The organism is Corynebacterium sp. HMSC055A01 (assembly GCF_001809405.1).
GTDB classification, from domain to species: Bacteria; Actinomycetota; Actinomycetes; order Mycobacteriales; family Mycobacteriaceae; genus Corynebacterium; species Corynebacterium hesseae.
The window spans coordinates 1-22,291 of the sequence record NZ_KV797595.1 but is presented as its reverse complement, the minus strand read 5'-3'; the positions used below and the strand labels follow the sequence as shown (position 1 = coordinate 22,291).

At 60.3% G+C, this 22,291-nt stretch carries 21 protein-coding genes; 6 read left to right on the top strand and 15 right to left on the bottom strand.

The genetic code is table 11. The annotated features are described in order from the left end of the window. Positions 1 to 2 precede the first annotated feature (2 nt). The 11 genes from HMPREF2604_RS11255 to HMPREF2604_RS11205 all read right to left on the bottom strand — a co-directional run bounded on the left by HMPREF2604_RS11255 (position 3) and on the right by HMPREF2604_RS11205 (position 12,173). Positions 3 to 749, bottom strand: coding sequence for a lysophospholipid acyltransferase family protein (locus HMPREF2604_RS11255; RefSeq protein WP_070565436.1), 747 nt, complete (start codon positions 747 to 749; stop codon positions 3 to 5). Between the two features lie 66 nt (positions 750 to 815). Continuing rightward, positions 816 to 1,772 carry an ROK family protein gene (locus tag HMPREF2604_RS11250; RefSeq protein WP_070565434.1) on the bottom strand — a complete coding sequence of 319 codons (957 nt, stop codon included), beginning with the start codon at positions 1,770 to 1,772 and terminating at the stop codon, positions 816 to 818. Beyond that, complete coding sequence (locus tag HMPREF2604_RS11245; RefSeq protein ID WP_070565432.1) at positions 1,765 to 2,928, bottom strand: glycosyltransferase family 4 protein; 1,164 nt, start codon at positions 2,926 to 2,928, stop codon at positions 1,765 to 1,767. Before HMPREF2604_RS11245 ends, HMPREF2604_RS11250 begins: the two co-directional genes overlap by 8 nt. 3 nt (positions 2,929 to 2,931) lie before the next feature. Then, entirely contained in the window at positions 2,932 to 4,008 is a 1,077-nt protein-coding gene (locus HMPREF2604_RS11240) for a C40 family peptidase (RefSeq protein WP_070519813.1), read from the bottom strand. Positions 4,009 to 4,166: 158 nt separating this feature from the next. Then, positions 4,167 to 4,796: a C40 family peptidase gene (locus HMPREF2604_RS11235; protein ID WP_070520146.1), complete on the bottom strand. Its 630-nt coding sequence runs from the start codon at positions 4,794 to 4,796 to the stop codon at positions 4,167 to 4,169. 885 nt (positions 4,797 to 5,681) lie between these two features. Then, positions 5,682 to 7,304, bottom strand: a complete 1,623-nt coding sequence (locus HMPREF2604_RS11230) for a cytochrome bc1 complex cytochrome b subunit (RefSeq protein ID WP_070519811.1) — start codon at positions 7,302 to 7,304, stop codon at positions 5,682 to 5,684. Then, positions 7,304 to 8,524 (bottom strand): cytochrome bc1 complex Rieske iron-sulfur subunit, encoded by a 1,221-nt coding sequence (locus HMPREF2604_RS11225; RefSeq protein ID WP_070519809.1) that lies wholly within the window; start codon positions 8,522 to 8,524, stop codon positions 7,304 to 7,306. The genes HMPREF2604_RS11230 and HMPREF2604_RS11225 overlap by 1 nt, the downstream gene beginning before the upstream one ends. After that, the gene (locus HMPREF2604_RS11220) at positions 8,521 to 9,408 is read right to left on the bottom strand and encodes a cytochrome bc1 complex diheme cytochrome c subunit (protein WP_070519807.1); all 888 of its coding nucleotides are present in this window, start codon (positions 9,406 to 9,408) and stop codon (positions 8,521 to 8,523) included. The genes HMPREF2604_RS11225 and HMPREF2604_RS11220 overlap by 4 nt, the downstream gene beginning before the upstream one ends. Positions 9,409 to 9,475: 67 nt before the next feature. After that, positions 9,476 to 10,087: an aa3-type cytochrome oxidase subunit III gene (locus HMPREF2604_RS11215; RefSeq protein WP_369815732.1), complete on the bottom strand. Its 612-nt coding sequence runs from the start codon at positions 10,085 to 10,087 to the stop codon at positions 9,476 to 9,478. A 555-nt stretch (positions 10,088 to 10,642) separates the two neighbouring features. Then, positions 10,643 to 11,074, bottom strand: coding sequence for an aa3-type cytochrome oxidase subunit IV (locus HMPREF2604_RS11210; protein ID WP_070519802.1), 432 nt, complete (start codon positions 11,072 to 11,074; stop codon positions 10,643 to 10,645). Positions 11,075 to 11,093: 19 nt separating this feature from the next. Further along, on the bottom strand, positions 11,094 to 12,173 hold the full coding sequence (locus tag HMPREF2604_RS11205; RefSeq protein ID WP_070519800.1) for an aa3-type cytochrome oxidase subunit II: 1,080 nt from the start codon (positions 12,171 to 12,173) through the stop codon (positions 11,094 to 11,096). Between the two features lie 354 nt (positions 12,174 to 12,527). Here HMPREF2604_RS11205 and asnB point away from each other — a divergent pair, with 354 nt between their 5' ends. Beyond that, on the top strand, positions 12,528 to 14,450 hold the full coding sequence (asnB, locus tag HMPREF2604_RS11200; protein WP_070519798.1) for an asparagine synthase (glutamine-hydrolyzing): 1,923 nt from the start codon (positions 12,528 to 12,530) through the stop codon (positions 14,448 to 14,450). Between the two features lie 83 nt (positions 14,451 to 14,533). Here asnB and HMPREF2604_RS11195 read toward each other — a convergent pair whose 3' ends face one another. Continuing rightward, positions 14,534 to 14,878 carry a HesB/IscA family protein gene (locus HMPREF2604_RS11195; RefSeq protein ID WP_070512402.1) on the bottom strand — a complete coding sequence of 115 codons (345 nt, stop codon included), beginning with the start codon at positions 14,876 to 14,878 and terminating at the stop codon, positions 14,534 to 14,536. 179 nt (positions 14,879 to 15,057) lie between these two features. Between HMPREF2604_RS11195 and HMPREF2604_RS11190 the strand changes: the two genes are divergently transcribed. Both HMPREF2604_RS11190 and HMPREF2604_RS11185 read left to right on the top strand, forming a co-directional pair. Then, positions 15,058 to 15,750, top strand: a complete 693-nt coding sequence (locus HMPREF2604_RS11190; RefSeq protein WP_070519796.1) for a DUF3043 domain-containing protein — start codon at positions 15,058 to 15,060, stop codon at positions 15,748 to 15,750. 12 nt (positions 15,751 to 15,762) lie between these two features. Further along, the gene (locus HMPREF2604_RS11185) at positions 15,763 to 16,677 is read left to right on the top strand and encodes a nicotinate-nucleotide--dimethylbenzimidazole phosphoribosyltransferase (RefSeq protein WP_070519793.1); all 915 of its coding nucleotides are present in this window, start codon (positions 15,763 to 15,765) and stop codon (positions 16,675 to 16,677) included. 9 nt (positions 16,678 to 16,686) lie between these two features. Here the strand turns inward: HMPREF2604_RS11185 and HMPREF2604_RS11180 are convergent, their stop codons facing one another. Then, positions 16,687 to 17,790, bottom strand: coding sequence for a branched-chain amino acid aminotransferase (locus tag HMPREF2604_RS11180; RefSeq protein ID WP_070519791.1), 1,104 nt, complete (start codon positions 17,788 to 17,790; stop codon positions 16,687 to 16,689). Between the two features lie 155 nt (positions 17,791 to 17,945). On the opposite strand from HMPREF2604_RS11180, the gene HMPREF2604_RS11175 reads away from it, so the two are divergent. Next, the gene (locus HMPREF2604_RS11175) at positions 17,946 to 19,445 is read left to right on the top strand and encodes a leucyl aminopeptidase (RefSeq protein ID WP_070519789.1); all 1,500 of its coding nucleotides are present in this window, start codon (positions 17,946 to 17,948) and stop codon (positions 19,443 to 19,445) included. 52 nt (positions 19,446 to 19,497) lie between these two features. On the opposite strand, the gene HMPREF2604_RS11170 is transcribed toward HMPREF2604_RS11175, so the two are convergent. Beyond that, positions 19,498 to 20,772: a glutaminase gene (locus HMPREF2604_RS11170; protein WP_070565430.1), complete on the bottom strand. Its 1,275-nt coding sequence runs from the start codon at positions 20,770 to 20,772 to the stop codon at positions 19,498 to 19,500. A 28-nt stretch (positions 20,773 to 20,800) separates the two neighbouring features. Here HMPREF2604_RS11170 and HMPREF2604_RS11165 point away from each other — a divergent pair, with 28 nt between their 5' ends. Next, positions 20,801 to 21,343, top strand: a complete 543-nt coding sequence (locus HMPREF2604_RS11165; protein WP_070565428.1) for an isochorismatase family protein — start codon at positions 20,801 to 20,803, stop codon at positions 21,341 to 21,343. Here HMPREF2604_RS11165 and HMPREF2604_RS11160 read toward each other — a convergent pair. Further along, positions 21,340 to 21,738 (bottom strand): oxidoreductase, encoded by a 399-nt coding sequence (locus HMPREF2604_RS11160; RefSeq protein ID WP_070519782.1) that lies wholly within the window; start codon positions 21,736 to 21,738, stop codon positions 21,340 to 21,342. The genes HMPREF2604_RS11165 and HMPREF2604_RS11160 overlap by 4 nt on opposite strands. A 148-nt stretch (positions 21,739 to 21,886) precedes the next feature. Here HMPREF2604_RS11160 and HMPREF2604_RS11155 point away from each other — a divergent pair. Further along, on the top strand, positions 21,887 to 22,291 hold a 405-nt coding region (locus tag HMPREF2604_RS11155; RefSeq protein ID WP_305764411.1), incomplete at its 3' end, for a biotin/lipoyl-containing protein.

Here is a 22,291-nt window from a genome sequence, read left to right as displayed (position 1 = left end):
GACTACCGTGCCTCCGAACCGGGCTCGGCCCCTTCCGGGTAGCCGTGTCCAGCTTGCAGAGATGCCTTCACATCGGAGGCGTACACGTCGACATAGGGTTTACCCGCCAACTCAGCGAGCTGCTTCATCACGTAGTCCGTGAAGGCGCGCACGGTAGCGTGGTCCTGTGGATCAAGGTTGCGCTCGGCAGCCCACGCCTGGGGATCGATGGGCTCCCCCACGCGCATGCCGACGCGAACCGGGCGCGGGATCCATGAACCGATCGGGTTTGCCTTCCGGGTATTAATCATGGCGATGGGAATTACCTGCTCACCAGTAGTCAACGCGATGCGCGCCATGCCGGTGCGCCCCTTGTAAATGCGTCCATCGGGCGAACGAGTTCCCTCCGGGTAGATTCCAAAGAGATCCCCGCGGCCGATAATGCGTTGCGCGCTCGCTAGCATGGCGTCGCTCGCGTCTTTATTGACGCGGTCAATCGGTACCTGCCCCACGGAGCTAAAGAACCACTTTTGCAGGCCGCCAACGAAACCGGGGGTGGTGAAATACTCGCTCTTAGCCAGAAAAGTAATCTGCCGCGGGCATAACAGGGGGAAGTAGAAAGAATCCATGACGGCTTGGTGAGAGGATGCCAAGATAGCCGAACCGGATTCCGGGATGCGATCCATTCCTTCGGACCATGGGCGGTTCCATACTCGAAGGGCCGGGCCAAAAAAAATGTGCTTAAAGGCCCAGTACCACTTGTTTCGCATCGCTTATAGTCCTATCTGTTTATGCCGAACAGGCCACGCTGTCCGGTGAAAGAAAAATGTGCGGTGTTAACCTCGGTGCTCCTGGCCGGCGAGATCAGCGACACCAATCATACCCGCCGCGGAACCCAGTTTCGCGGTTGCGACTCGGGCCAGAGGCCTGTGACCGGCCCCGACAATCTGGCTAGCCATGGCTTCCCGTGCCCGATCTAGGTACAGATCCGCGTCCTTGGATACCCCACCGCCGATGACGATCAGCTCGGGGTCAAGGACATCCGCCACCATGGATAGTCCCTGCCCCAACCACTGTCCGAAGTTATCCATGACAGCCAAACCTAGGGGATCTCCCCGGCGAGCGGCCGCGGTGATCTCCTCGCCGGAGGGATTCTCCGGGAGGGTTGTTTCAAAGTCACCGCGCAGATCCGCGCAGGTGTCCGGCAGAGCGGTTCCGGACGCGTAGCGTTCGAGGCAGCCGCGCTTTCCGCACGAGCATTGGCGTCCGCCCGGTGAAACAACGAGGTGCCCAAACTCAGGGGCAGTGCCGAAAGCTCCGCGGTAGATCGTGCCGTCATTAAATAGCGTAGCTCCAATGCCGGTACCGACGGCAAAGAAAACCCATTCCTTCGCCCCGCGTCCTGCACCAAAGCGCCACTCCCCCCACGCGGCCGAGTTGGCGTCGTGCTCAAGCCGGACAGGAACGTCCAAGCGCTTGCTCAAGATTTCACGCACTGGGGCGTCCCGCCACGGCAAATGCGGAGCAAAACGCACAATTTCGCATTCGGGATCCAAGAACCCTGCGAGGGCAAGCCCAACGGCATCAATGTCATGAGAAGCTGCGAGGCTGTCGACGCAACGCACGATGTCATCTTCGAGCTCTCGCGCTTCCACGGCCGTAGGCACGCTCATCGAATCCACAATCTCTCCGGCGGGATCAATCACCGCGGCGCGCAGGTTTGTTCCACCAATATCGAACCCGATGGTGAGGCCACTGCGGCCGCCTTCAGCGGAGGGAGTGTGTTCAAGCATGACTAGTAGGATATACCCCGGCTTGCCCTCGATCACATTCGAGAATCTCGCGCAATCGTGCGCCCATGATTTCCCACGTCCAGCGCTCCTCCACGTGGCGGCGCCCGGCTGCCCCCATACGGTGGGCCCGGGGGGCATCGCCAAGCAACGTGCACAGCGCCTCCTCAAGCTCCGGCACCGAAGACCCGCGCACAACGAGCCCTGTCTCCGGAGTCACCGTCTCCGGCGCTCCGCCGGAATCTCCAGCAACCACTGGCAGCCCCGCCGCCTGCGCCTCAAGGTAAACAATGCCGAGTCCCTCGACGTCGAGTCCGCCACCTCGTGTGCGTGCAGGCATGGCGAATACATCGGCCGCATGGAGGGCCAAACGCAATTCCGCCGTATCCCGCGCCTCCTGAATCACGGCGTCTGGGCAGTACAGATGCGCAAGTTCACGCAAGGTCGGCTCGTAGCGGCCGCGTCCGATAATGAGTAATTGCGCATCTGGAATTCGCCCACGCACCGCTGGCATAGCGCGCAAGAGTTGATCCTGACCTTTACGCGGGACCAGACGGGAGATGCAGACAATTACTGGGCCGGGGCCCAACCCGAAATGCGCACGGGCCGCCTGCTTCTCTGCTGCGGTAGCTGGCGTGAAATCCTCCAGGTTGACCGCCGAGGGCAAATGAACCCACCGCGCACCCGAGCCGAACGCGGGCTCCAACCTGTTGCGCGTGTAGTCCGAGATATACGTGAGGACATCCGAAGACTTGCCGATCCTGCGCAAGGCTTGCCGTGCCCCAGGAAGCATGGACCACCCCACCTCATGCCCGTGCGTTGTGGCTACGATGCGGCGCGCGCCCGCTGCACGCGCTGCCGGCGCCATGAGCGCGAGTGGGGCCGCAGCACCAAACCACACGGCCTTGATATCGTGTTCTCGGATGAGGCGCTGCATCTGGCGGGCCGTAGCAGGCGTTGGCAGCATGATGGAGCGCGGCCAGCGGACCACGGTATAGGGCAGCGTCGAGTCATACTCCGCAGCGGCGTCCCCGTCTTGAGTCGAGGCGAAAACCACGACATCCTGCGGGTTGAGGGTCGCCAGAAAATCTCGAAGATAGGACTGGATCCCGCCGATGGTGGGCGGGAAGTCATTGGTGACGAGGAGTGTGCGCGCCATGTCCTAATAGCGTACGGCACCTTCCACCGGCATGGAATTCAGCGGCACCACGGCCACGGGGACGCCATAGGTGGAGGCATGAACAATCTGGCCATCACCGATATACATTCCCACGTGGGTAACGCCGGGGTAATAGCCCACAATATCGCCGGGCTGGAGTTGGTCCAGCGGCACCGGCGTACCACCGGCGAGCTGCGCCTGCGAGGTGCGCGGAATGCTCTTGCCCATCTGCTGATAGCTCCACACCATCAGGCCAGAACAGTCAAAAACATCAGGACCCGTTGCGCCCCAGCCATACGGGGCGCCAATACGGCTGAGAGCGGCTTCCACAGCGGCAGACCCGGAGCCATCGGCCAGCGCAGCCAAGTCAAGGTCGGAGGATCCACCGAAGTGCTGGACCCATGCCTCACGCGCTTCTGGGCTTAAGCCATCAACGGTGGCCTCAAGTTCCTTCTGTTGTTCTTCCAGCTCGGCCTTTTCTTTCAGCACCGAGTCACGCTTTACCTGCAGCTCGTCACGCTTATGGCGTGCCTCCTCGGCGGCATCAACCGCCTCTTGATGCGCGTTGTCGGCCGCTGCGGAAGCCGCGACCATTGCGTCTTCCTCACGCTTCGCGGCCTTGGATAGGGCACCTAGATAGCCCATCCGTTCTACCGCACTGGCCACGTCATTTGCATTGAGGGCGGCGGAGACCGACGTTGCAGCGGCATTCCTACGATAGCGCTTCTGCGCTAGAGCATCGATGCGTTCCTGTTGTTCGGCCACAGCGGCTGAGGCATCTTCGGAAGTACGCTGCGCTTCCTCGGCCTTTAATTCCAGCTCGCCGATCTCTTTCTCCGACTCAGCGAGCTCATCCTCGAGCCCCTTGACTTCCTCACCCTTGGCAGACACGCGCTGGGCGACGTCCGCCATGCGCTCAATGAGGCCGGGCAGGTCTTCAGGATCCTCCGCTTGCGGAGCGCCTTCCTGCTGCTGCTCCGGAGAAACCTCCTGGGACACAGCCGACGGTGAAAGGATGGCAACTGGAACCGTGCTCAAGGCAAGTGCAGCGACCGCACACGCAAGGCCACGACGCGACATGGATACCCCCGAAACTTAGAGAAGGTTAATAGATAACTGAATTATACCCTCAGTCGAGCAAAAACATAACGTCTACAAGAATAGCCGAACCCCTTCCCCACCCTCACCATCAACATGGCAAGAGCGGCGGAAGGGGTTAGGACGATTACCGAGTGCGCTTAGAAGCGAACTGCGGAGTGAATCGGCATGTAGTTCAGGGAACGCTCACCCACCGGGGTACCGGAGTTCAGAGCGTCAATGATGGTGCCATGGCCGGTGTAGATGCCAACGTGAGATGCACCAGAGTAGTACACGATGATGTCACCCGGCTGCAGCGCATCGAGGGACACCGGGGTGCCGGCAGATGCCTGCGCCTGGGACGTACGCGGGATGGACACGCCAGCCTGCTGGTAAGCCCAGGAGGTCAGGCCAGAGCAATCGAAGGCGCTCGGGCCGTTAGCGCCGTAGACGTACGGGGAACCGATGGCGGAACGAGCGGCTTCAAGAACCTTCTCGCCCACGGACTGGGTCGGCGCCGGGGCCGGTGTCGCCGGGGACTCAACAGCAGCGGCGTAGCCGCCACCCTGGTTTGCCTTGAAGGCAGGGATGTAGCGATCAACGTTGGGCAGCTGCTGAATGTTAGGAACATTCTCCAGGCCGGCGACCTCAAAGCGGATGTCGGTGTCCGGAACAACGACCTCGGCAGCGTTGGCGGCAGCCGGTACGGTAACAGCTGCGGTTGCTGCGATAGCAGCGGTAGATGCGATGCGACGGGTGTTCACGTTGCCCTGACGACGGTGCTTAGCCACGAATTTAAACTCCAAATCTTCCTATGCGCCTACTTCGCCCGCCAAGACGGCGAATCATTCATTCACCTTCTTGATGACGCGGGCAAAAGCTCTGACCCAAGGGGCGGGCCTAGCGTTCGACGATGACCCATTCCTGTAGAGCCATCTCCGCTCGGCCCCCGGTTTTAGGAGGGGCCAGACGCGGCGCTTAAATCTTCAGTTCGTATTGAGCACCGGTGATGTGTACACCGTGTCGGTAACTCAATGTCTCGAATAGGTTACGAAATCATCACAAGAGATGTCGAGTCAGAAACGCAAAACCGGCTTCGTTACCGTCCTGTTATCAAACGGAAACCTAAAAGACATCCCCCGCGCAGCCCCGACTCCAATACACACTACCCACCAGAAGATACAGGCAACAACCTGCCACAACAGGGTCGCCAGCCAACGCGAGACCACTAGACCAATAGCGCATGACCGGAATCCGAATTCGCCATAAAAATAATGATGTAACCTTCGTCACACACCGGTAATGCCGGGCATCAAATGCCCCAACCTACCCACAGTGCACTCCTAAAACACCACCAAAGAATCAAGAAATGCTGTGGACTTTTAGCAGATTCCTCCACCGACCCCGGTGCTATTGCTCGACCATTAGAGATCAGCCACCTTGAGTGGCATAAAGGGGCAAAGTTGATTCACGGTTAACGGAAAGTTAACTGCAGCCGCTATACCCAACTCTGGCAGGGCCACTGCCCGCTTTGCCGGTTCAGGACCCACCACTGCGTCCTACCCGCCCGTCACAGCGCTACAAAGCGGATACAGAAACGCTGAGAGCCCGTGTTCCTTTCCTCGTATTGGAAAGGAGCACGGGCTCTTGTGAGCGTGTTTCAGCGAGTGAAGGCGCTAGATGCGGCCGTTCTCCTCGTCTTCGCGGCGATTAGACTCGTTGAGCTGGCGGAACATCTCCGCCTCCTCAGCGTGGTTCTCGTGGCGAATCTCGTTGACGCGGGAGACGATGGACGGGTCATCGGAAGAGAAGATGCCCTGCGTCTCGGAGTCAGCCAGACCCAGCTGGTTGAGCTGCTTCGGAACCGCGGCACCGGAGTACTCGAGCGGAACCGGGTGGCCATGGTCATCCACCGGGCCAAGCGGCTGGTGGACCTCAATGAAGGCACCATTCGGCAGCTGCTTGATAACGCCAGTCTCAATACCGTGCTCCAGGACCTCACGGTCGGAGCGCTGCAGACCAACGCAGATGCGGTAAGTCATGAAGTAAGCGATCGGCGGCAGGACGATGAGACCGATACGGCCAACCCAAGTCATCGCGTTCAGGGAGATCTGGAAGAAGTGAGCCACGTGGTCGTTACCACCGGACAGCGTCACCAGAAGGAAGAACGTGATGGCAGCCGCGCCAATAGCGGAGCGAACCGGGACATCGCGCGGGCGCTGCAAGAGATTGTGGTGGGCGTCGTCACCAGTCAGCTTCTTCTCGATGAACGGGTAAGCAAACAGCAACACAACCATCAAGCCACAGAGCAGTGCAACCCAGAAGGCGGACGGAATCGTGTAGTTGCCGATGTAGAGCTCCCATGCCGGCATGACACGAGCAACACCGTCAGTCCACAGCATGTAAATATCCGGCTGGGAACCAGCGGAAACCTGAGACGGATTGTACGGGCCAAGGTTCCAGATGGAGTTAATAGTCATCAGACCGGAGATGAGAGCCAGCACGCCGGCAACCATCATGCCCATGCCAATGGCCTTGGTGGCGAAGACCGGCATAATGCGGACGCCAACAACATTGTTCTCAGCGCGGCCCGGTCCAGGGAACTGGGTGTGCTTCTGGAACCAGACCATGATGAGGTGAGCTGCAATCAGGCCCAGGATGATGCCCGGGATAACCAGCACGTGCAGGATGTAGAAACGATCCAGCATCAGGTCGGACGGGAAGTCGCCACCGAAGATGGCCCAGTGCAGCCAGGTGCCGATGATCGGCAGGCCCAGGATAATGGCGGACATGATTCGCAGACCGACACCGGAGAGGAGGTCGTCCGGAAGGGAGTAACCGAGGAAGCCCTCGATCATGCCCAAGAGAATCAAGGCGCAACCGATAATCCAGTTAGCCTCACGCGGGCGACGGAACGCACCGGTGAAGAAGATGCGAAGCATGTGGGCAATCATGGACATCATGAACATGAGTGCTGCCCAGTGGTGCATCTGGCGCACGAACAGACCACCGCGAACCTCGAAGGAGAGGTCAAGCGCAGTTGCATAGGCACGCGACATCTCCACACCGTTGAGCGGGGTGTAAGCGCCGTCGTAAATGACCTTCGTGATGGAAGGATCGAAGAACAGCGCCAAGTAGATGCCGGTCAGCACCAAGATGATGAAGCTGTACAGTGCCATCTCACCGAGCATGAAGGACCAGTGAGTGGGAAAGACTTTGTTGAGCTGGGTACGCAGGACGCCGGCAGCGGAGTACCGCTCGTCCATGTTGTTACCCATCTGTGCAAGTTTGTTACTCATTATGACTTACGCTCCCAGAATGCAGGTCCGACGGGCTCGATGAAGTTGCCCTTAGCAATGAGGTAGCCCTCTTCGTCCACGTCAATCGGCAGCTGCGGAAGTGCACGGGCGGCCGGACCGAAGACCGGTTTGCCGTAGTGCAGAGCGTCGAACTGCGACTGGTGGCACGGGCAGAGAATGCGGTTGGTCTGAGCCTCGTACAACGAGGTCGGGCAACCAATATGGGTACAAATCTTGGAGTAGGCGTAGTAATCGCCGTAGTGGAAGTCCTCCTGGCCCTTGCGCTCGATGGCCTTCTTGGCATCATCGTTGCGCAGGCGGATGAGCATCACGGCGTTACGGTTGCCATGGATGGAGTGCATGTGGTTCTCGTAGACGTCCTTGTCCTCGGAGTACTCAGCACCATCGTTGACATCCTCAGCAGCCAGCGGGAAAACAGTCTCCATGCCGCCGGCCGCAAGGTCCTCCGGACGTACACGAACCAGGCGGGTAACACCGCGGGTGGTGTAGTGAGTGCCGGATTCGCCTTCATGCTTCTCGGCGATAGTACCGGTGTCGCGAGCAAGGTAGAGCTTGACGCCCTTTTCATGCATGGTCCAACCGGAGGTCCACAACGTGCCGTCGCCGGCATAGTTCAGATCGTGGCGCTTCTTCCACGGGTTATTGATGGCGCCACCCAGCGGCGCAATAACCGTCAGGCCGAACAGAACGCCGGCGCCGCCGAGCAGACCCTTGATGGTGGAACGGCGACCCAGCGTCGACGTGTTCCAAGAATCATTAAGCAGCGCGGTCAGCGTGCGGCGGTCAACCTCTTCGGAAGGACCGTCGTGGCGACGCTGGACTGAGATCTCCTCCGGGAGAATCTTCTTGACGTACTGAACAATGGCGAAGCCCAGGCCCAGAATGCACAGGCCGGAAGTCAGGCCCAGCAGCGGGGTGTAGAGCGTGTGCCACCACAGGCCGTCCTCCCCCAGCATCTTGTACTGCCACGGCCAGAAAAGGTAAACGCCAAGGAAGGCGATGCCCATCAGTACAGAAACGATGAGCCAGAAGGTGACATTGCCGGCGGCGCGCTTCTCAGCGGGGTCGCCCTCGACCGGGAAGCGTTCCTTGCGGAATGCGACGGTAACGTCGTCAAGCTCGGTGCCGAGTGCTGCGAGCTCGTCGTTGCTCATAGCATCGAGCTCTTTGCGAGAGTAATTCTTCTTTACGTTGCTCATGAGCGAGATCCAATCCACATAGCGGCAACGCACAGAAGGCTGATGCCGATGATCCACATTGCCAGGCCCTCAGCCACTGGGCCGAGACCGCCGAGCGACCAGCCGGCCGGGGACGGGGTTTCCTTTGCAGACTTGAGGTAGGCGATGATGTCCTTCTTCTCGTCTGCGGTCAGCTGACGGTCAGAGAACTTCGGCATGTTCTGCGGACCGGTCAGCATTGCCTGGTAGATCTCCTGCTCGTTGGCCGGAGCCAGCGGCGGGGCAAACTTACCGGAGGACAGCGCGCCGCCCTTGCCGGTGAAGTTGTGGCAGGACGCGCAGTTCATGCGGAAGAGCTCAGAACCCTTAGCTACGTCCTCTGCCTGAATCTGCCCGTTGTAGTTAGCGCCGCGCAGGGATTCCTGCGCAACGGAGCCGTCCTCGTTGTAGACGATATCGGCACCGCCACCGTTGGCAGCAACATAAGCGGCAAGCGCCAGGGTTTGCTGCTCGGTGTAGCGCGGAGTCTTGCGCTCAGCCTGAGCGTCGTTAGACATCATCGGCATGCGGCCGGAGTGAACCTGGAAGTACACGGAGCCGGCACCAATGCCAACGAGGGACGGGCCGCGGTCCTGGATGCCCTGCAGGTTAGCGCCGTGGCAGGTAATACAAGCGACTTCGTAGATGTCCTTGCCCTCTTGAACGAGTGCCTGGTCATCCTTTGCGGCTGTAGCCACCTGCGCGTCAGGGGTCAAGGCAGAAGCCAAGACGCCAGCGCCGGTAAGGCCGATGCTCAGCGCAAAGACGCCAGCCAGCGTGCGCTTCGCCTTGCGGCGACGGCGGGTCTTCTTAGCCGCGGCAGTGGTGTCTTCCACTGCGGCGGGCTGCTGGATGTTATCCATCATTTTCCTTTAGATAACTCGTACATGGAAATGAATGGCTGTAGGCCGGTTGCTCCCCGGCGACTACGGCCTACTGAACTAGGTAGATGACTACGAACACGCCGATCCACACAACGTCAACGAAGTGCCAGTAGTAGGACACTGCCATTGCCGCGGTGGCCTGTGCAGGCGTGAACTTGGAGCGGGCGATGCGCGCCAAGATGATTCCGAAGGAAATCAGACCCGCAGTCACGTGAGCCGCGTGGAAGCCGGTCAGAATGTAGAAGACCGAACCGAACACGCTGGACTGAACAGTGACACCAGCCATGATCAACTCTGTCCACTCGAACGCCATGATGCCTAGGAAGACAACACCCAACGCGATGGTCACCGAGTACCAGAGTCGGAGCTTGTATACGTCACCCCTTTCTGCTGCAAACACGCCGAACTGAGAGGTCACGGAGGAAAGAACCAGGACTGTCGTAATGATGAAGCCCATCGGCACGTTGATGTGCGCGGTGTGCTCAGCCCAGTCACCCTCCTGGCCGTTCGCACGCGAGGTGAACCACATCGCGAACAGTCCAGCAAAGAACATCAATTCCTGAGACAGGAACACGATGGTGCCAACGCTGACCATGTTGGGTCGGTTCAGCGCGGCAACACGTGGTGCTGCCATACCTTGGTTAGAAACTACGCTCGTCACGCATAACAGTATGGCTGGTCTAGCCGCATAAGTCATCTCATTTCCCCCCGATTTTTTTGAGGCCAGAGCATAGACCTTCACTATCTTCAGCTCGTCCGGAGTGCCCAAATCATTCAGGAAATAGTTGGGAACTTTTCACCGCGCTTTACGACGCCCCATCCCTGCAGGTAGTGCAACGTACTAACGAAGACGGCAAGCATTCAAAGCACGTCAACTACCCGGAGCCCGTCCGCCAGAGCTACTTCCCCATGACGTGCCCTAATGAGATAAATCACACCCCCGCTCGGCCGCGTAAGTGCAGGACTGCAACTTTCGGATGACCCCCGTAAAAACGCACGTTAACGTGCTGGAATTCCTACGGCCGACCTGCTCCCAGCCATCCTGGTACCCCAAGCCCTTCCCCAGTCTGCCGGGCTACACAAATTTTTTTGGGGCCTCCGGGAACTTTTTGCAACGCTTCGCGACGCCTTGAAGATCGACAAGGCCCCCGCCACGTTGTGTGGCAGGGGCGTGAGAAGTCGTGGCGCTAAGTCGCGCGGCAGGAGTGGCTAAGCCTTAGTGCTTTTCCTTCGGAAGACCGTACTGCAGGGACAGGCCGGTAACGGACGTCACGAGCAAGACAGCACCCAGGATGATCATCCAGAAGTAGAGGAAGATGATGCCAAGACCCAGCACCGCGATGGAGCCGGTCATGCACAGCGGCCAAATGGAGCTCGGAGAGAAGAAGCCGAGAATACCGGCTCCGTCTTCAGTCTCCGCTTCCTCCCAATCTTCCGGAGTGACGTCAACGCGGTTATCGGTGAAGTGGAGGTAGCCGCCCAGCATGATACAGAGAAGCATGGCAAGGAGCATGCCAACGATACCGACCCACTCGGCGCCGTACAGGTAGCCATCATCCTTGACGTAGTTAACACCAATGATGTAGACGATGAGCGACACGAAGAGGTAGGTCGCAATTGAGTAAAAGACCTTAGATGTTGCACGCATTGTGTATCAGTTCCTTTTCTTATGCCGCAGACGAGGTGTCAACGAAGTTGTCGGCATCGCGAGTATCGCGCAGCGAGTTGAACGGAGTGGTGGTAACTGCGTAAGGCTCTTCACCAATGTGCTCAAGGGCCTCGGCGTTGGTTGCCTGCGGATTCTCCTCGCGGAACTTGAGGTACTCGTTGAAGTCCGCGCGGTCAACGGTGCGGATCTCGAAGTTCATCATGGAGTGGTAGGTACCGCACATCTCAGCACAGCGGCCGACGAAGGCACCCTTTTCCTCAATCTTCTCAACCTGGAAGCGACGCTCCTGGGAGTTCTTCTCCGGGTGTGCGTAGGCATCGCGCTTAAACAGGAACTCCGGAACCCAGAATGCGTGGGAAACGTCGCCGGAGGCAAGACGGAACTCAATCGGAGTGTCTACCGGGAGAACCAGAACCGGAACCTCTTCGGTGGTACCGACGGTCTCAATCTTGTTGAAGTTGAGGTAGGAAATGTCGCCCATGGACTTACCGTGAATCGGGTTGGGGTTCGCAGTACCCTCTGGATCCACAGCAGATTCCTCAGCGAGCTTCTGGCGCTCAGTATCGGCGCCATTGTAATTCTCGCCATCAACCTTATTCTCGGCGTAACCAAACTTCCAGTTCCACTGGAAGGCAGTCACGTCAACGGTGACCTCAGGGTTCTTATCCAAGGCCGTAACCTTCTGCTGTGCCTGAACGGTGAAGAAGAACAGGCCCATAATGATAAGGATCGGAATGATGGTCAATGCCATCTCCAGCGGCACGTTGTACTGCAGCTGCTTCGGGAACTCGCCCTTGCCAGCCTTCTCGGCCTTCTTCGCGCTCCAACGGAAGATGGCAGTGAGGAAGAGACCCCACATAATAAAGCCGATAATCCATGCAGCAACCCAGACCCAGATCCAGAAGTTGTACATCGAGTGAGCCTCAGGGGTAACACCCTTTGGCCAACCCATACCTAGGAGATTTTCAACGGCCGTCGGCGCTGCGACGTCACAACCTGCCAGAGCTAGACCGCCCAGAGCGATAACGCCCGCCAAGCCTGCCTTACGGCCGAGGTTGCGTTGCTTACGCTGTCCCACGTGTGTTCTGCCTTTCTGTGCACACAAACTTCTCGAATACTCACAGAGCATTCCTACCCAATCAGGATAGAGGATCACGCCTGAATTTCAGACCTTTTCGCTGGACTGATCAGGTGTTAGTTCCGCTCTATAAATAGTGAACGTACGGGATGTTACCGGCCCACCTGCGCAAGGTCACACCAGCTACCCCACCCTCCCCCTTCCGCCTATGACTCAATTCACAAGGCATACTGCTGTACATCATCCGAAAGTTCGCACCCTAACGGGGAACGCGGCGCGGGGTTCGCAGATCGCCCAACTCCAGCCGTAAAGTGTGTCGAGGATAGACCTTGATATATAAGGAGAAGCAAGTTTATGTGCGGACTCTGCGCGCTGCTCAGCGCCGATCGCAACGCCGCCCAACACGTGGAGGCACTCGAGCAGTCCCTCCAGTGCATGCGCCATCGCGGCCCCGACGCTGCTGGTACTTGGCATGACGATGATGCGGCTTTTGGCTTTAACCGCCTGTCCATCATCGACCTCGAGCACTCCCACCAGCCGCTGCGTTGGGGCCCCGAAGACAACCCACAGCGCTACGCTCTCACCTTCAACGGCGAAATTTACAACTACGTCGAACTGCGCGAAGAGCTCATCGCCGCCGGCTACACCTTTAACACCGAGGGCGATGGTGAGCCCATCGTCGTCGGCTACCACCACTGGGGCAAGGACGTAGTAGAGCACCTACGCGGCATGTTTGGTTTCGTCATCTGGGACACCGAAACGCGCACGATGTTTGCCGCTCGAGACCAGTTCGGCATCAAGCCCCTCTATTACGCCACCACGGCTGCCGGCACGGTTTTCGCCTCCGAGATGAAGTGCATCCTCTCGATGGCCAATTCGCTAGGTCTAGATCTCAGCCTTGATAAGCGCGCCATCGAGCACTACACCGACCTGCAGTACGTGCCGGAACCGGAATCCCTCCACGCCAATATTCGCCGCGTCGAGTCGGGTTGCACCGTTACTCTTCGTCCCGGCGAAAAGGTCGTGTCTGAGCGCTACTTCAAGCCTCGCTTCCCTATTCAGCCCGTTAAGCAGGGCGAAGAGCAAAAGCTCTTCGACAAGATTGCACGGGCGTTGGAGGATAGCGTCGAGAAGCACATGCGTGCCGATGTAACCGTAGGTTCCTTCCTGTCCGGCGGCATTGACTCCACTGCCATTGCGGCCTTGGCCAAGCGCCACAATCCGAACCTGCTCACCTTCACTACTGGCTTCGAGCGGGAAGGCTATTCCGAGGTGGATGTCGCCGCCGAGTCTGCCGAGGCAATCGGTGTGGAGCACATCGTCAAAATTGTCTCCCCCGAGGAGTACGCCGACGCCGTCCCGAAGATCATGTGGTACCTGGACAATCCCGTTGCCGATCCTTCCCTCGTGCCGCTGTACTTCGTTGCCCAGGAGGCCCGCAAACACGTCAAGGTGGTACTTTCCGGCGAAGGCGCAGACGAGCTCTTCGGTGGCTACACCATTTACAAGGAACCGCTCTCGCTGGCTCCGTTTGAGAAAATTCCTTCCCCACTGCGCCGCGGCTTGGGCAAGCTCTCACAGGTGCTCCCCGAAGGAATGAAGGGCAAGTCCCTGCTCAACCGCGGTTCCATGACCATGGAGGAGCGCTACTACGGAAATGCTCGTTCCTTCAACTTCGAGCAGCTCCAGCGCGTCCTGCCCTGGGCTAAACAGGAATGGGACCACCGCGAGGTGACCGCGCCGATTTATGCGCAGTCTCAGGACTTCGACCCCGTAGCCCGCATGCAGCACCTCGACCTGTTTACGTGGATGCGCGGCGATATCCTGGTCAAGGCCGACAAGATGAACATGGCCAACTCGCTCGAGCTACGCGTGCCCTTCCTTGACAAGGAAGTGTTTAAGGTCGCGGAGACCATCCCCTATGACCTCAAGATTTCGCACGGCACCACCAAGTACGCGCTGCGCAAGGCCATGGAGCAGATCGTCCCGCCGCACGTGCTGCACCGCAAGAAGCTTGGCTTCCCAGTTCCCTTGCGCCACTGGCTGGCCGGCGATGAACTCTACGGTTGGGCCCAAGATCAGATCACGGAGTCCCAGACCGAGGACATCTTCAACAAGAAGGAAGTACTGGAGATGCTCAAGGAACACCGCGACGGAGTATCCGATCACTCGCGCCGCCTGTGGACGGTTCTGTCCTTCATGATCTGGCACGGCATCTTCGTGGAAGACCGCATCGACCCGAAGATCGAGCAGCGCGACTACCCCGTGAAGCTCTAGTCCAAACAACAAAACTGACGAAGCCCTCGCCGCACACTGCGGACGAGGGCTCTATCGTTTTGTCAACGTGGCTTTACTTGAATTTAATTGAAGGAGTCACCGCAAGCGCAGGAGCCGCCGGCGTTGGGGTTGTCGATGGTAAAGCCCTGGGCCTCAATGGTGTCCGAGAAATCAATCTTGGCACCGGTGAGATAAGGGATGGACATCTTGTCCACGACGAGGTTGACGCCGCCAATGGTGTCCACCTTGTCACCATCCAGGGTGCGGTCATCGAAGTAGAGCTGGTAGCGCAGACCCGCGCAGCCACCTGGCTGGACAGCAATGCGCAGTGACAGATCGTCGCGGCCTTCCTGCTCAAGCAGGGACTTTGCCTTGGCGGCAGCGGCCTCGGTCAGGATAACTCCGGTTGCAGATGCGGGAGCGGTCATGATTTCTCCTCTTATATATGCGGAATTTTTCTGGAGCCCACCCTACCCCCTCACAGGTGAGGAAGAAAGGATGCCTCACAGTTCACTAGTGGTTCACTGGTGTCCTGTTCCCTCACCACAACGCTCTCTCCCGCGGGCCTATTCCCGCTATGTCTGCTAGACCTTGTACGCTAAACAGCGTGAAACTTCCGTGGCAAAAAGATGACAAGACTTCTTCCCCCGCCGAGCAGACCCCGGCGCCGGAAGAGCAACCCGCCGCCGAGAAACCGCACCGCAAGGGCTACACGCCGCCGAAGGGCCGCCCCACGCCCAAGCGTGATGCGCAGGAAATCGCCCGCGGCGTCAAGCGTGATCCCCGGGGGATGTCGGACGCGCAGCGCTACCAGCACCGCAAGGAACTCAAGGCTTCCATGTCTAAGGCGGAATGGAAGGAATACAAGCGCAAGGAGCGTCAAGAGTCCCGCGAGCGCAACAAGGTGGCACAGGAACGCATGGCCGCCGGTGACGAGCGCTACTTGCTCGCCCGCGATAAGGGCGAGGTTCGCCGGTACGTACGTGATTGGGTAGATTCCCGCCGCTTCATCAACGAATGGGTCATGCCCTTTATGATCGTGCTGCTGGTGCTCATGTTCGTCGGCAGCCGGGATCCGCGCCTATCCCAGATCATTTCTATCGGCGCCATGGCGGTCATCGTTGTCTTCGCTGTCGAGGGTTTCTGGCTCGCGCGCAAGTGCAATAACGCCGTACGCCTCAAGTTCCCCGGCACCACCGAGGCCGGTTTTGGCCTAGGCTTCTACGCGTACTCCCGCGCCTCCCAGCCGCGTAAGTGGCGCACCCCGCGCCCGCAGGTGGAGCGCGGAGCCACCGTCTAATCCGGAGGACACATGCCTGAATTCACCGCCGTTCCCCAGCTGCGCCCTTCAACCGCAGCTCACCCAAACCGCGTAGCAGAAATTGCCGCGTGGTTGGCGGCAGCGCAGGATTCCCCGCAGGCGAAGCCCCTTCAGCGCCCCCGAGCCATCGTCTTTGAGGGCACTGATGCCAACGTTGAACGCACCGTCGACGGTACAGGGGCCACAGAGCACTCCCCCAACGATGCAGATCGGTGGCGCGATAATCTCTTCAGCGCCGCGGAGCGTGCAGGAGCGGGCATCGACTTCGTCGAATGCAGCACAGAGTCCACCAGCGCTGAGCCTGGCGACTCCTCCGCCGCTATGTCCCCGGCAGAGTGCGAATCACACATCGAACTCGGTATGGCTACGGCTGACCGAGAGATCGATTCGGGCACAGATCTGCTCATCACGTCTGATTGTGGTATCGGCGCAAACACCGTCGCCGCCAGTGTCATGGGCCGGATTACCCATACCGAACCGGTGGCGATTGTGGGGACGAATACTCTGGCCAGCGGCATCACGGATGCAATGTGGAAAGCCCGCGTGAGCGTCGTGCGCGACTCCATGTTCCGCGCCCGCAACCTGGAGGGCTGGGAGGTCGTGCAGACCATCGGTTCCCCGAGCCTCGCGGCGCTGGTGGGTTTCATCGCGCAAGCCACGGCGCGGCGGACGCCGGTGCTTATCGACGGTCCACTGGCCGCCACCGCCGCCGTCTTGGCCGAGCGCACCGCGCCCGGCGTGAAGGGCTGGCTGCGCGCAGGGACGACCACCCCCGAACCGGCTTATGCCCTTGCTCTCAAAGAGCTGGGACTAACCCCACTGCTTGATTTAAACCTGAGTGAAGGTTTCCCCCTCGGCGCGCTCGCGGCCTTGCCGCTGGTGCAGCTGGCCGCCGAGCTCGCCTAGGCAACCCACTTATTTCGCTTCAACCAGCGTGTGCAGCCAGCCGTGGGTATCCTCAACGGACCCGCGCTGGATGCCGGTGAGGCGCTCACGCAAAGCCATCGTCGTGGCCCCTGCCTCATCGTTGTTGATGTGGAAGTCAGTATCGGTGCCCATGACGTGGCCCACCGGGGTAATGACGGCAGCGGTACCGCAGGCAAAGGCCTCCACCATCGCACCGGAAGCAACGTCTTGCTCCCACTCCTTGTAGGTGATGCGACGCTCTTCGACCTTCAAGCCCATATCTTCGGCCACCTGCAGCAGGGACTTGCGGGTAATGCCCGGAAGCAGCGAGCCCGACAACGCCGGAGTTACCAGAGTCTGGTTGCCCTCTTCGCCGTAGACGAAGGCCAGGTTCATGCCGCCCATCTCCTCGATGTAGGTGCGGTCGATAGCATCCAACCACACCACCTGGTCGCAGCCCTTCTCCGCTGCCTGCGCCTGAGCGAGCAGGGAGGCCGCGTAGTTGCCGGCAAACTTGGCCGCACCCGTGCCGCCGGGGGCAGCGCGAACAAAGTCGGTGGACAGCCAGACGGACACCGGCTTGATACCACCGGAGAAGTACGCGCCGGCCGGGGAGGCGATGACAACATAGCGGTAGGAGTGCGCCGGGTGCACGCCCAGGGACACATCGGTAGCGATCATGAAGGGGCGGAAGTACAGAGCTGCTTCGCCACCGGCTTCGGGGACCCAGGCCTGGTCGACGTCGACAAGCTGGCGCAGAGACTCAATGAACTCTTCTTCCGGAAGCTGCGGCATGGCCATGCGCTCCGCGGAAGCCTGCAGACGCTGCGCGTTCTGCTCCGGGCGGAAGGTGGCGATGCTGCCATCGGGCTGGCGGTAGGCCTTGATGCCCTCGAAGATAGCCTGGCCATAGTGGAAGACAGTGGACGCCGGATCCATACTGAACGGCGCGTAGGGGCGCACCTGCGCGTCATGCCATCCCTTGTCCTCGGTCCAGTCAATCGTCACCATATGATCGGTGAAGTATTTGCCAAAGCCCGGGTTAGCCAAAATCTCCTGCAGGCGCTCCGGGGAGGTGGGGTTTTCAGTTCGCGTCACGGTGTAATTCAACATGTTTCATAGCGTACTCCCCCAACACCTATAGATATGCAGAAATGCCCTAGCGGCGTAGTCACCTCTTGAGCGCATCGCCCCTGACGCGTTCCACATCATGGACACGGGTAGGGTGTGAGGAGTATCCCATTGTCACTTTTCTCAAGGAGGACACCGTGGCTTCTACCACGTTCGAATTGCCCGCACGCGGCTCTTTCCCCACCGTTGAGCTGGCCAAGAAGGCCCCCAAGCAGGCGGACGCCCTGTTGATCGCAACCTTTGCTGGCGAGGATGGGCTCGAGGTGCCGGGTACCTCCCTGCTCGGCTCCTCGGCGCTGCGCTCGACGTATGAGGCCCTCACCGCAGTGGGGGCGACGGGCAAGGCTGGGGAAATCGTGAAGGTCCCCGCACCGCAGAAGGCGGGCGCCGCACAGGTCATCGCGCTGGGTTTGGGCGGCGTCGAGGAACTCGACGATGAAGCGCTGCGCCGCGCCGCGGGCAGCGCCGCTCGCGCCACCGCGGGCGTGGGCACCATCGTGACCACCCTCGCGGACTTCGGTGTGAGCGCCGCCGTCGAAGGCCTCATCCTTGGCGGCTACGCCTACCGCGGCATCCGCTCCACCGAGCTCACGGAAAAGGAACAGCCGGCAACCTTCGTCGTTGTGGCTGATAAGTCCGCCTCCGAGGAATTCGAGGCCGCTCGCACCGTGGCTGAGTCTGTCTTGCTCACCCGCGACTTGGTGAATACCCCGGCGAACGAGCTCTACCCGGAGTCCTACGCCGCCATCATTTCCAGCCAGGCCAAGGAAGCCGGGCTTGACGTCGAGGTGCTCGATGAAAAGCAGCTGGCAAAGCAGGGCTTCGGTGGCATCTTGGCTGTGGGTAAGGGCTCGGCCCGCCCGCCGCGCCTGGTGCGCCTGAGCTGGAAGCCCAAGAAGGCCAAGAAGCACGTGGCTCTTGTGGGCAAGGGCATCACCTTCGATACCGGCGGTATTTCTTTGAAGCCGGGCAACGGTATGTGGGACATGATCTCGGACATGGGTGGCTCGGCTGCCATGGCTGCCACCATTATCGCGGCTGCCAAGTTAAAGCTGCCGGTCCAGATCACCGCTACCCTGCCGCTGGCTGAGAACATGCCGGGCTCTGGCGCCACCCGCCCGGGCGATGTCATTACCCACTACGGTGGCCTGACCTCAGAGGTGCTCAACACCGACGCCGAGGGCCGCCTCGTGCTTTCCGACGCCATTGCGCGCGCCAGCGAGGACAAGCCCGACTACCTCATCGAGACCGCTACTCTTACGGGCGCACAGATCGTGGCGCTGGGCTCTCGCACCGCGGGCGTTATGGGCTCCGAGGTCTTCCGCGATCGCATCGCCGAAATCGGCCGCGAGGTGGGCGAAAACGCGTGGGCGATGCCGCTGCTGGAGGAGCACGACGAGGAGATTAAGTCCCAGGCCGCGGACATCCGCAACATCAACGCCAAGCGCGAGGGCGGCATGGAGTTCGCCGGCACCTACCTAAAGCAGTTCGTAGGCGAAGGCATCGAGTGGGCACACATCGATATCGCCGGCCCCTCCTGGAACGGTTCCGCTCCGCGCGGCTACACCCCGAAGCGCGCCACCGGCGTACCGGTGCGCACCGTGGTGGCAACGCTGCGCGAGATCTCCGAGTCCTAATCTCGTGTGGGCGGCTTCAATTCGGCCCCTCGTGTGAGCGGCTTCAGGCCGCTCACACCTCTTCGCCGGCGATGACGTAGTCCTCCTTGTCCGCCAGCGGGAGGACGGTGCCGTCGGACATGGCGCGGTCGGTGACGACCCCGTTATCGTCGACAAGCGCCACCTCGTTGCCGCCCTCGCGCAGCCGGCGCAGGCCTTCCTTGAGCATGCGTCGGCCCACCGTGTGCAGGCCGGAAACCTGCGAGAAGTCCAGCGCTAGGCGCTTGCCAGAGAATTGGCGCTCCTCCAGCTCGTGGAGGATGGCTTCCGTAGCGGTGAAATTGATGTGGCCCTGCAGTCGGATAATCGCGGTCCCTTCATCCTCGTCGACGCTGCGCACCGGGTGCACGCCGAAGCGGTTCTCCGTGGACATCAGGTGCAGGCCCATGTCCGAGGAGAGCTCACGGAAAATCGCGGTGCCACGCACGCTATTTCCCTGCTCGTCGAGGCGCGGCGAGAACGTCGCCACACCAATCTGCCCCGGCAGCGTACCAATGAGCCCGCCGGCCACACCCGACTTAGCGGGGATTCCCACTTCCGCCATCCAACGCCCCGCGCCGTCATACATGCCACACGAACTCATCACTGCCAAGGTCATGCGGCACACGTCGGCGTCCAGAATCTTCTCCCCTGTCACCGGCTGGCGCCCACCATTGGCCAAAGTCGCGGTCATGACGGCGAGGTCGCGCACGTCGACCGACAGCGCGCACTGCGAGGTATAGGACAGTACCGCGTCGTGGGCATCGTCCTGAATGATCTCATAAGAACGCAGCATGTGCGCGAGCGAAAGGTTTCGTTCGGCGTGCTCGAGCTCGGAGTCACACAGGCGCTTATCGACGTCCACCTCGCGCCCCGCCAGCTTTGAAATGAAAGAACGAATCTTCTCCACGCGGTCCTCCACGCTGGAGTCCACACCGTTGATGAGCTGGTTGACCACAATGGCACCGGCGTTGATCATCGGGTTCACTGGGCGGTGATCCTTTGCCAGGGAGAGCTCGTTAAAGGCCTGGCCGGAGGGCTCTAGGCCGACGACCTCACGAACCTCATCGAGCCCCAGCTCCTGCAGCGCCAGCGCGTAGACGAAGGGCTTGGAGATGGACTGGATGGTAAAGCGGTTCTCCGCATCGCCAGCACTGTACAGGTGCCCCGTCACAGAGCACAGGGCTACGCCGAGTTGGTCAGGGTTTGCACTGGCCAGCTCTGGGATATAGTCCGCGACCTCGCCGGAATCGTGGTCGTGAACGCGGTCGAGGATTTTTTGTAGATAAAAAGGAATCGGTGATTTCATCGGCATCCAGCCTATAGAATTACCGCGTATGAAGCCTGCACTCATCATCGTTGACGTCCAACATGACTTCTGCCCTGGCGGCGCACTTGCCACCAAAAAAGGCAACGAGGTGGCTGACCGTATCGGCGCCCTTCAGCCCAGCTATGACACCGTCGTGGCTACCCAGGACTGGCACATCGATCCGGGCAGCCACTTCTCCGAATCGCCCGACTTCGTCGATTCCTGGCCAGTGCACTGCGTTGCTGATTCATTTGGTGCCGCCATGCACGAATCCATCGGCGCCGCCCAAGCCTACTTCCGCAAAGGCGAATACACCGCTGCGTATTCCGGGTTCGAAGGCGCGGCCGATGGTGTGTCATTGGCAGACTGGTTGCGTGAGCACAACATCACCGCCGTGGACATCGTTGGCATCGCCACCGATCACTGCGTGCGGGCCACGGCGCTCGACGCAGTTAAGGAAGGCTTCGCCGTCCGCGTTCTGGCACACTACTGCGCGCCTGTCGATGAGTCCCGTGGCGCCGCCGCGCTTGCCGAGCTCGCGGATGCGGGCGCAACCATCGTGAAGGACTAGTCCTTATTCTGCTGCTGGCGCTGCTCAAAGCGCTCGCGGCGTTCACGTTGCTCTTCCCTCTTGCGCAGGATGCGTTCGCGTTCAATGCGCTCGCGCATGCGCTGCGGATAGCCGGTCTCCTCGACGTCATAGACATCGCATCGAAGCAGCTTGGCTACCGCATCGATCCCTTTCGGCCCGCCGATACGGCGGCGGATGAAGGCGCCGTTCTCATCAACTACGACCACGGACATCTCGTTGACCACGGTTTCCGGCTCAACGAAGGCCTCGATATATGCGCGTCCCTGTGCCCAGGTTTGAAGCTCGCGGGCATCTTCTGCGCGAATCGTCTCCCCCGGTGCGCGGGGCGGGCGCAGCTGGGACTTAGAGCTGTTGCGGCGGAAGGGGTTGAACATGGCTCTTTAGCCTACCGGAGGCATCCTTGAGCCCCTTCGCGCGGAGGATGCCCTAATTCACCCCACCCGTGCGCGCCTTTTATAAACACGCTGTAGAATCGAACACTAGCGTTTCAATAATTCCAACTTTCGAGGAGTCTTAATACTTATGGCACACTCTGTTGTGATGCCCGAACTGGGCGAATCTGTAACCGAAGGCACGATTACCCAGTGGCTGAAGTCCGTCGGCGACACCGTCGAGGTCGACGAACCACTCCTCGAGGTCTCCACCGACAAGGTCGACACCGAAATCCCGTCCCCAGTCGCCGGCACCATCCTCGAAATCAAGGCAGAGGAAGATGACACCGTAGACGTGGGCGAGGTCATCGCCATCATCGGTGACGAGGGCGAGTCCGCACCGGCTGCTGAGGAGTCGGAGGATTCCTCCGAGAAGGCCGAGGAGACTCCGGACAAGCCTGCTGAAGACGCTGAGTCCGAGGCCCCTGCTGCTTCTGGTGACGCCACCGACGTAGAGATGCCGGAGCTCGGTGAGTCCGTCACCGAGGGCACCATC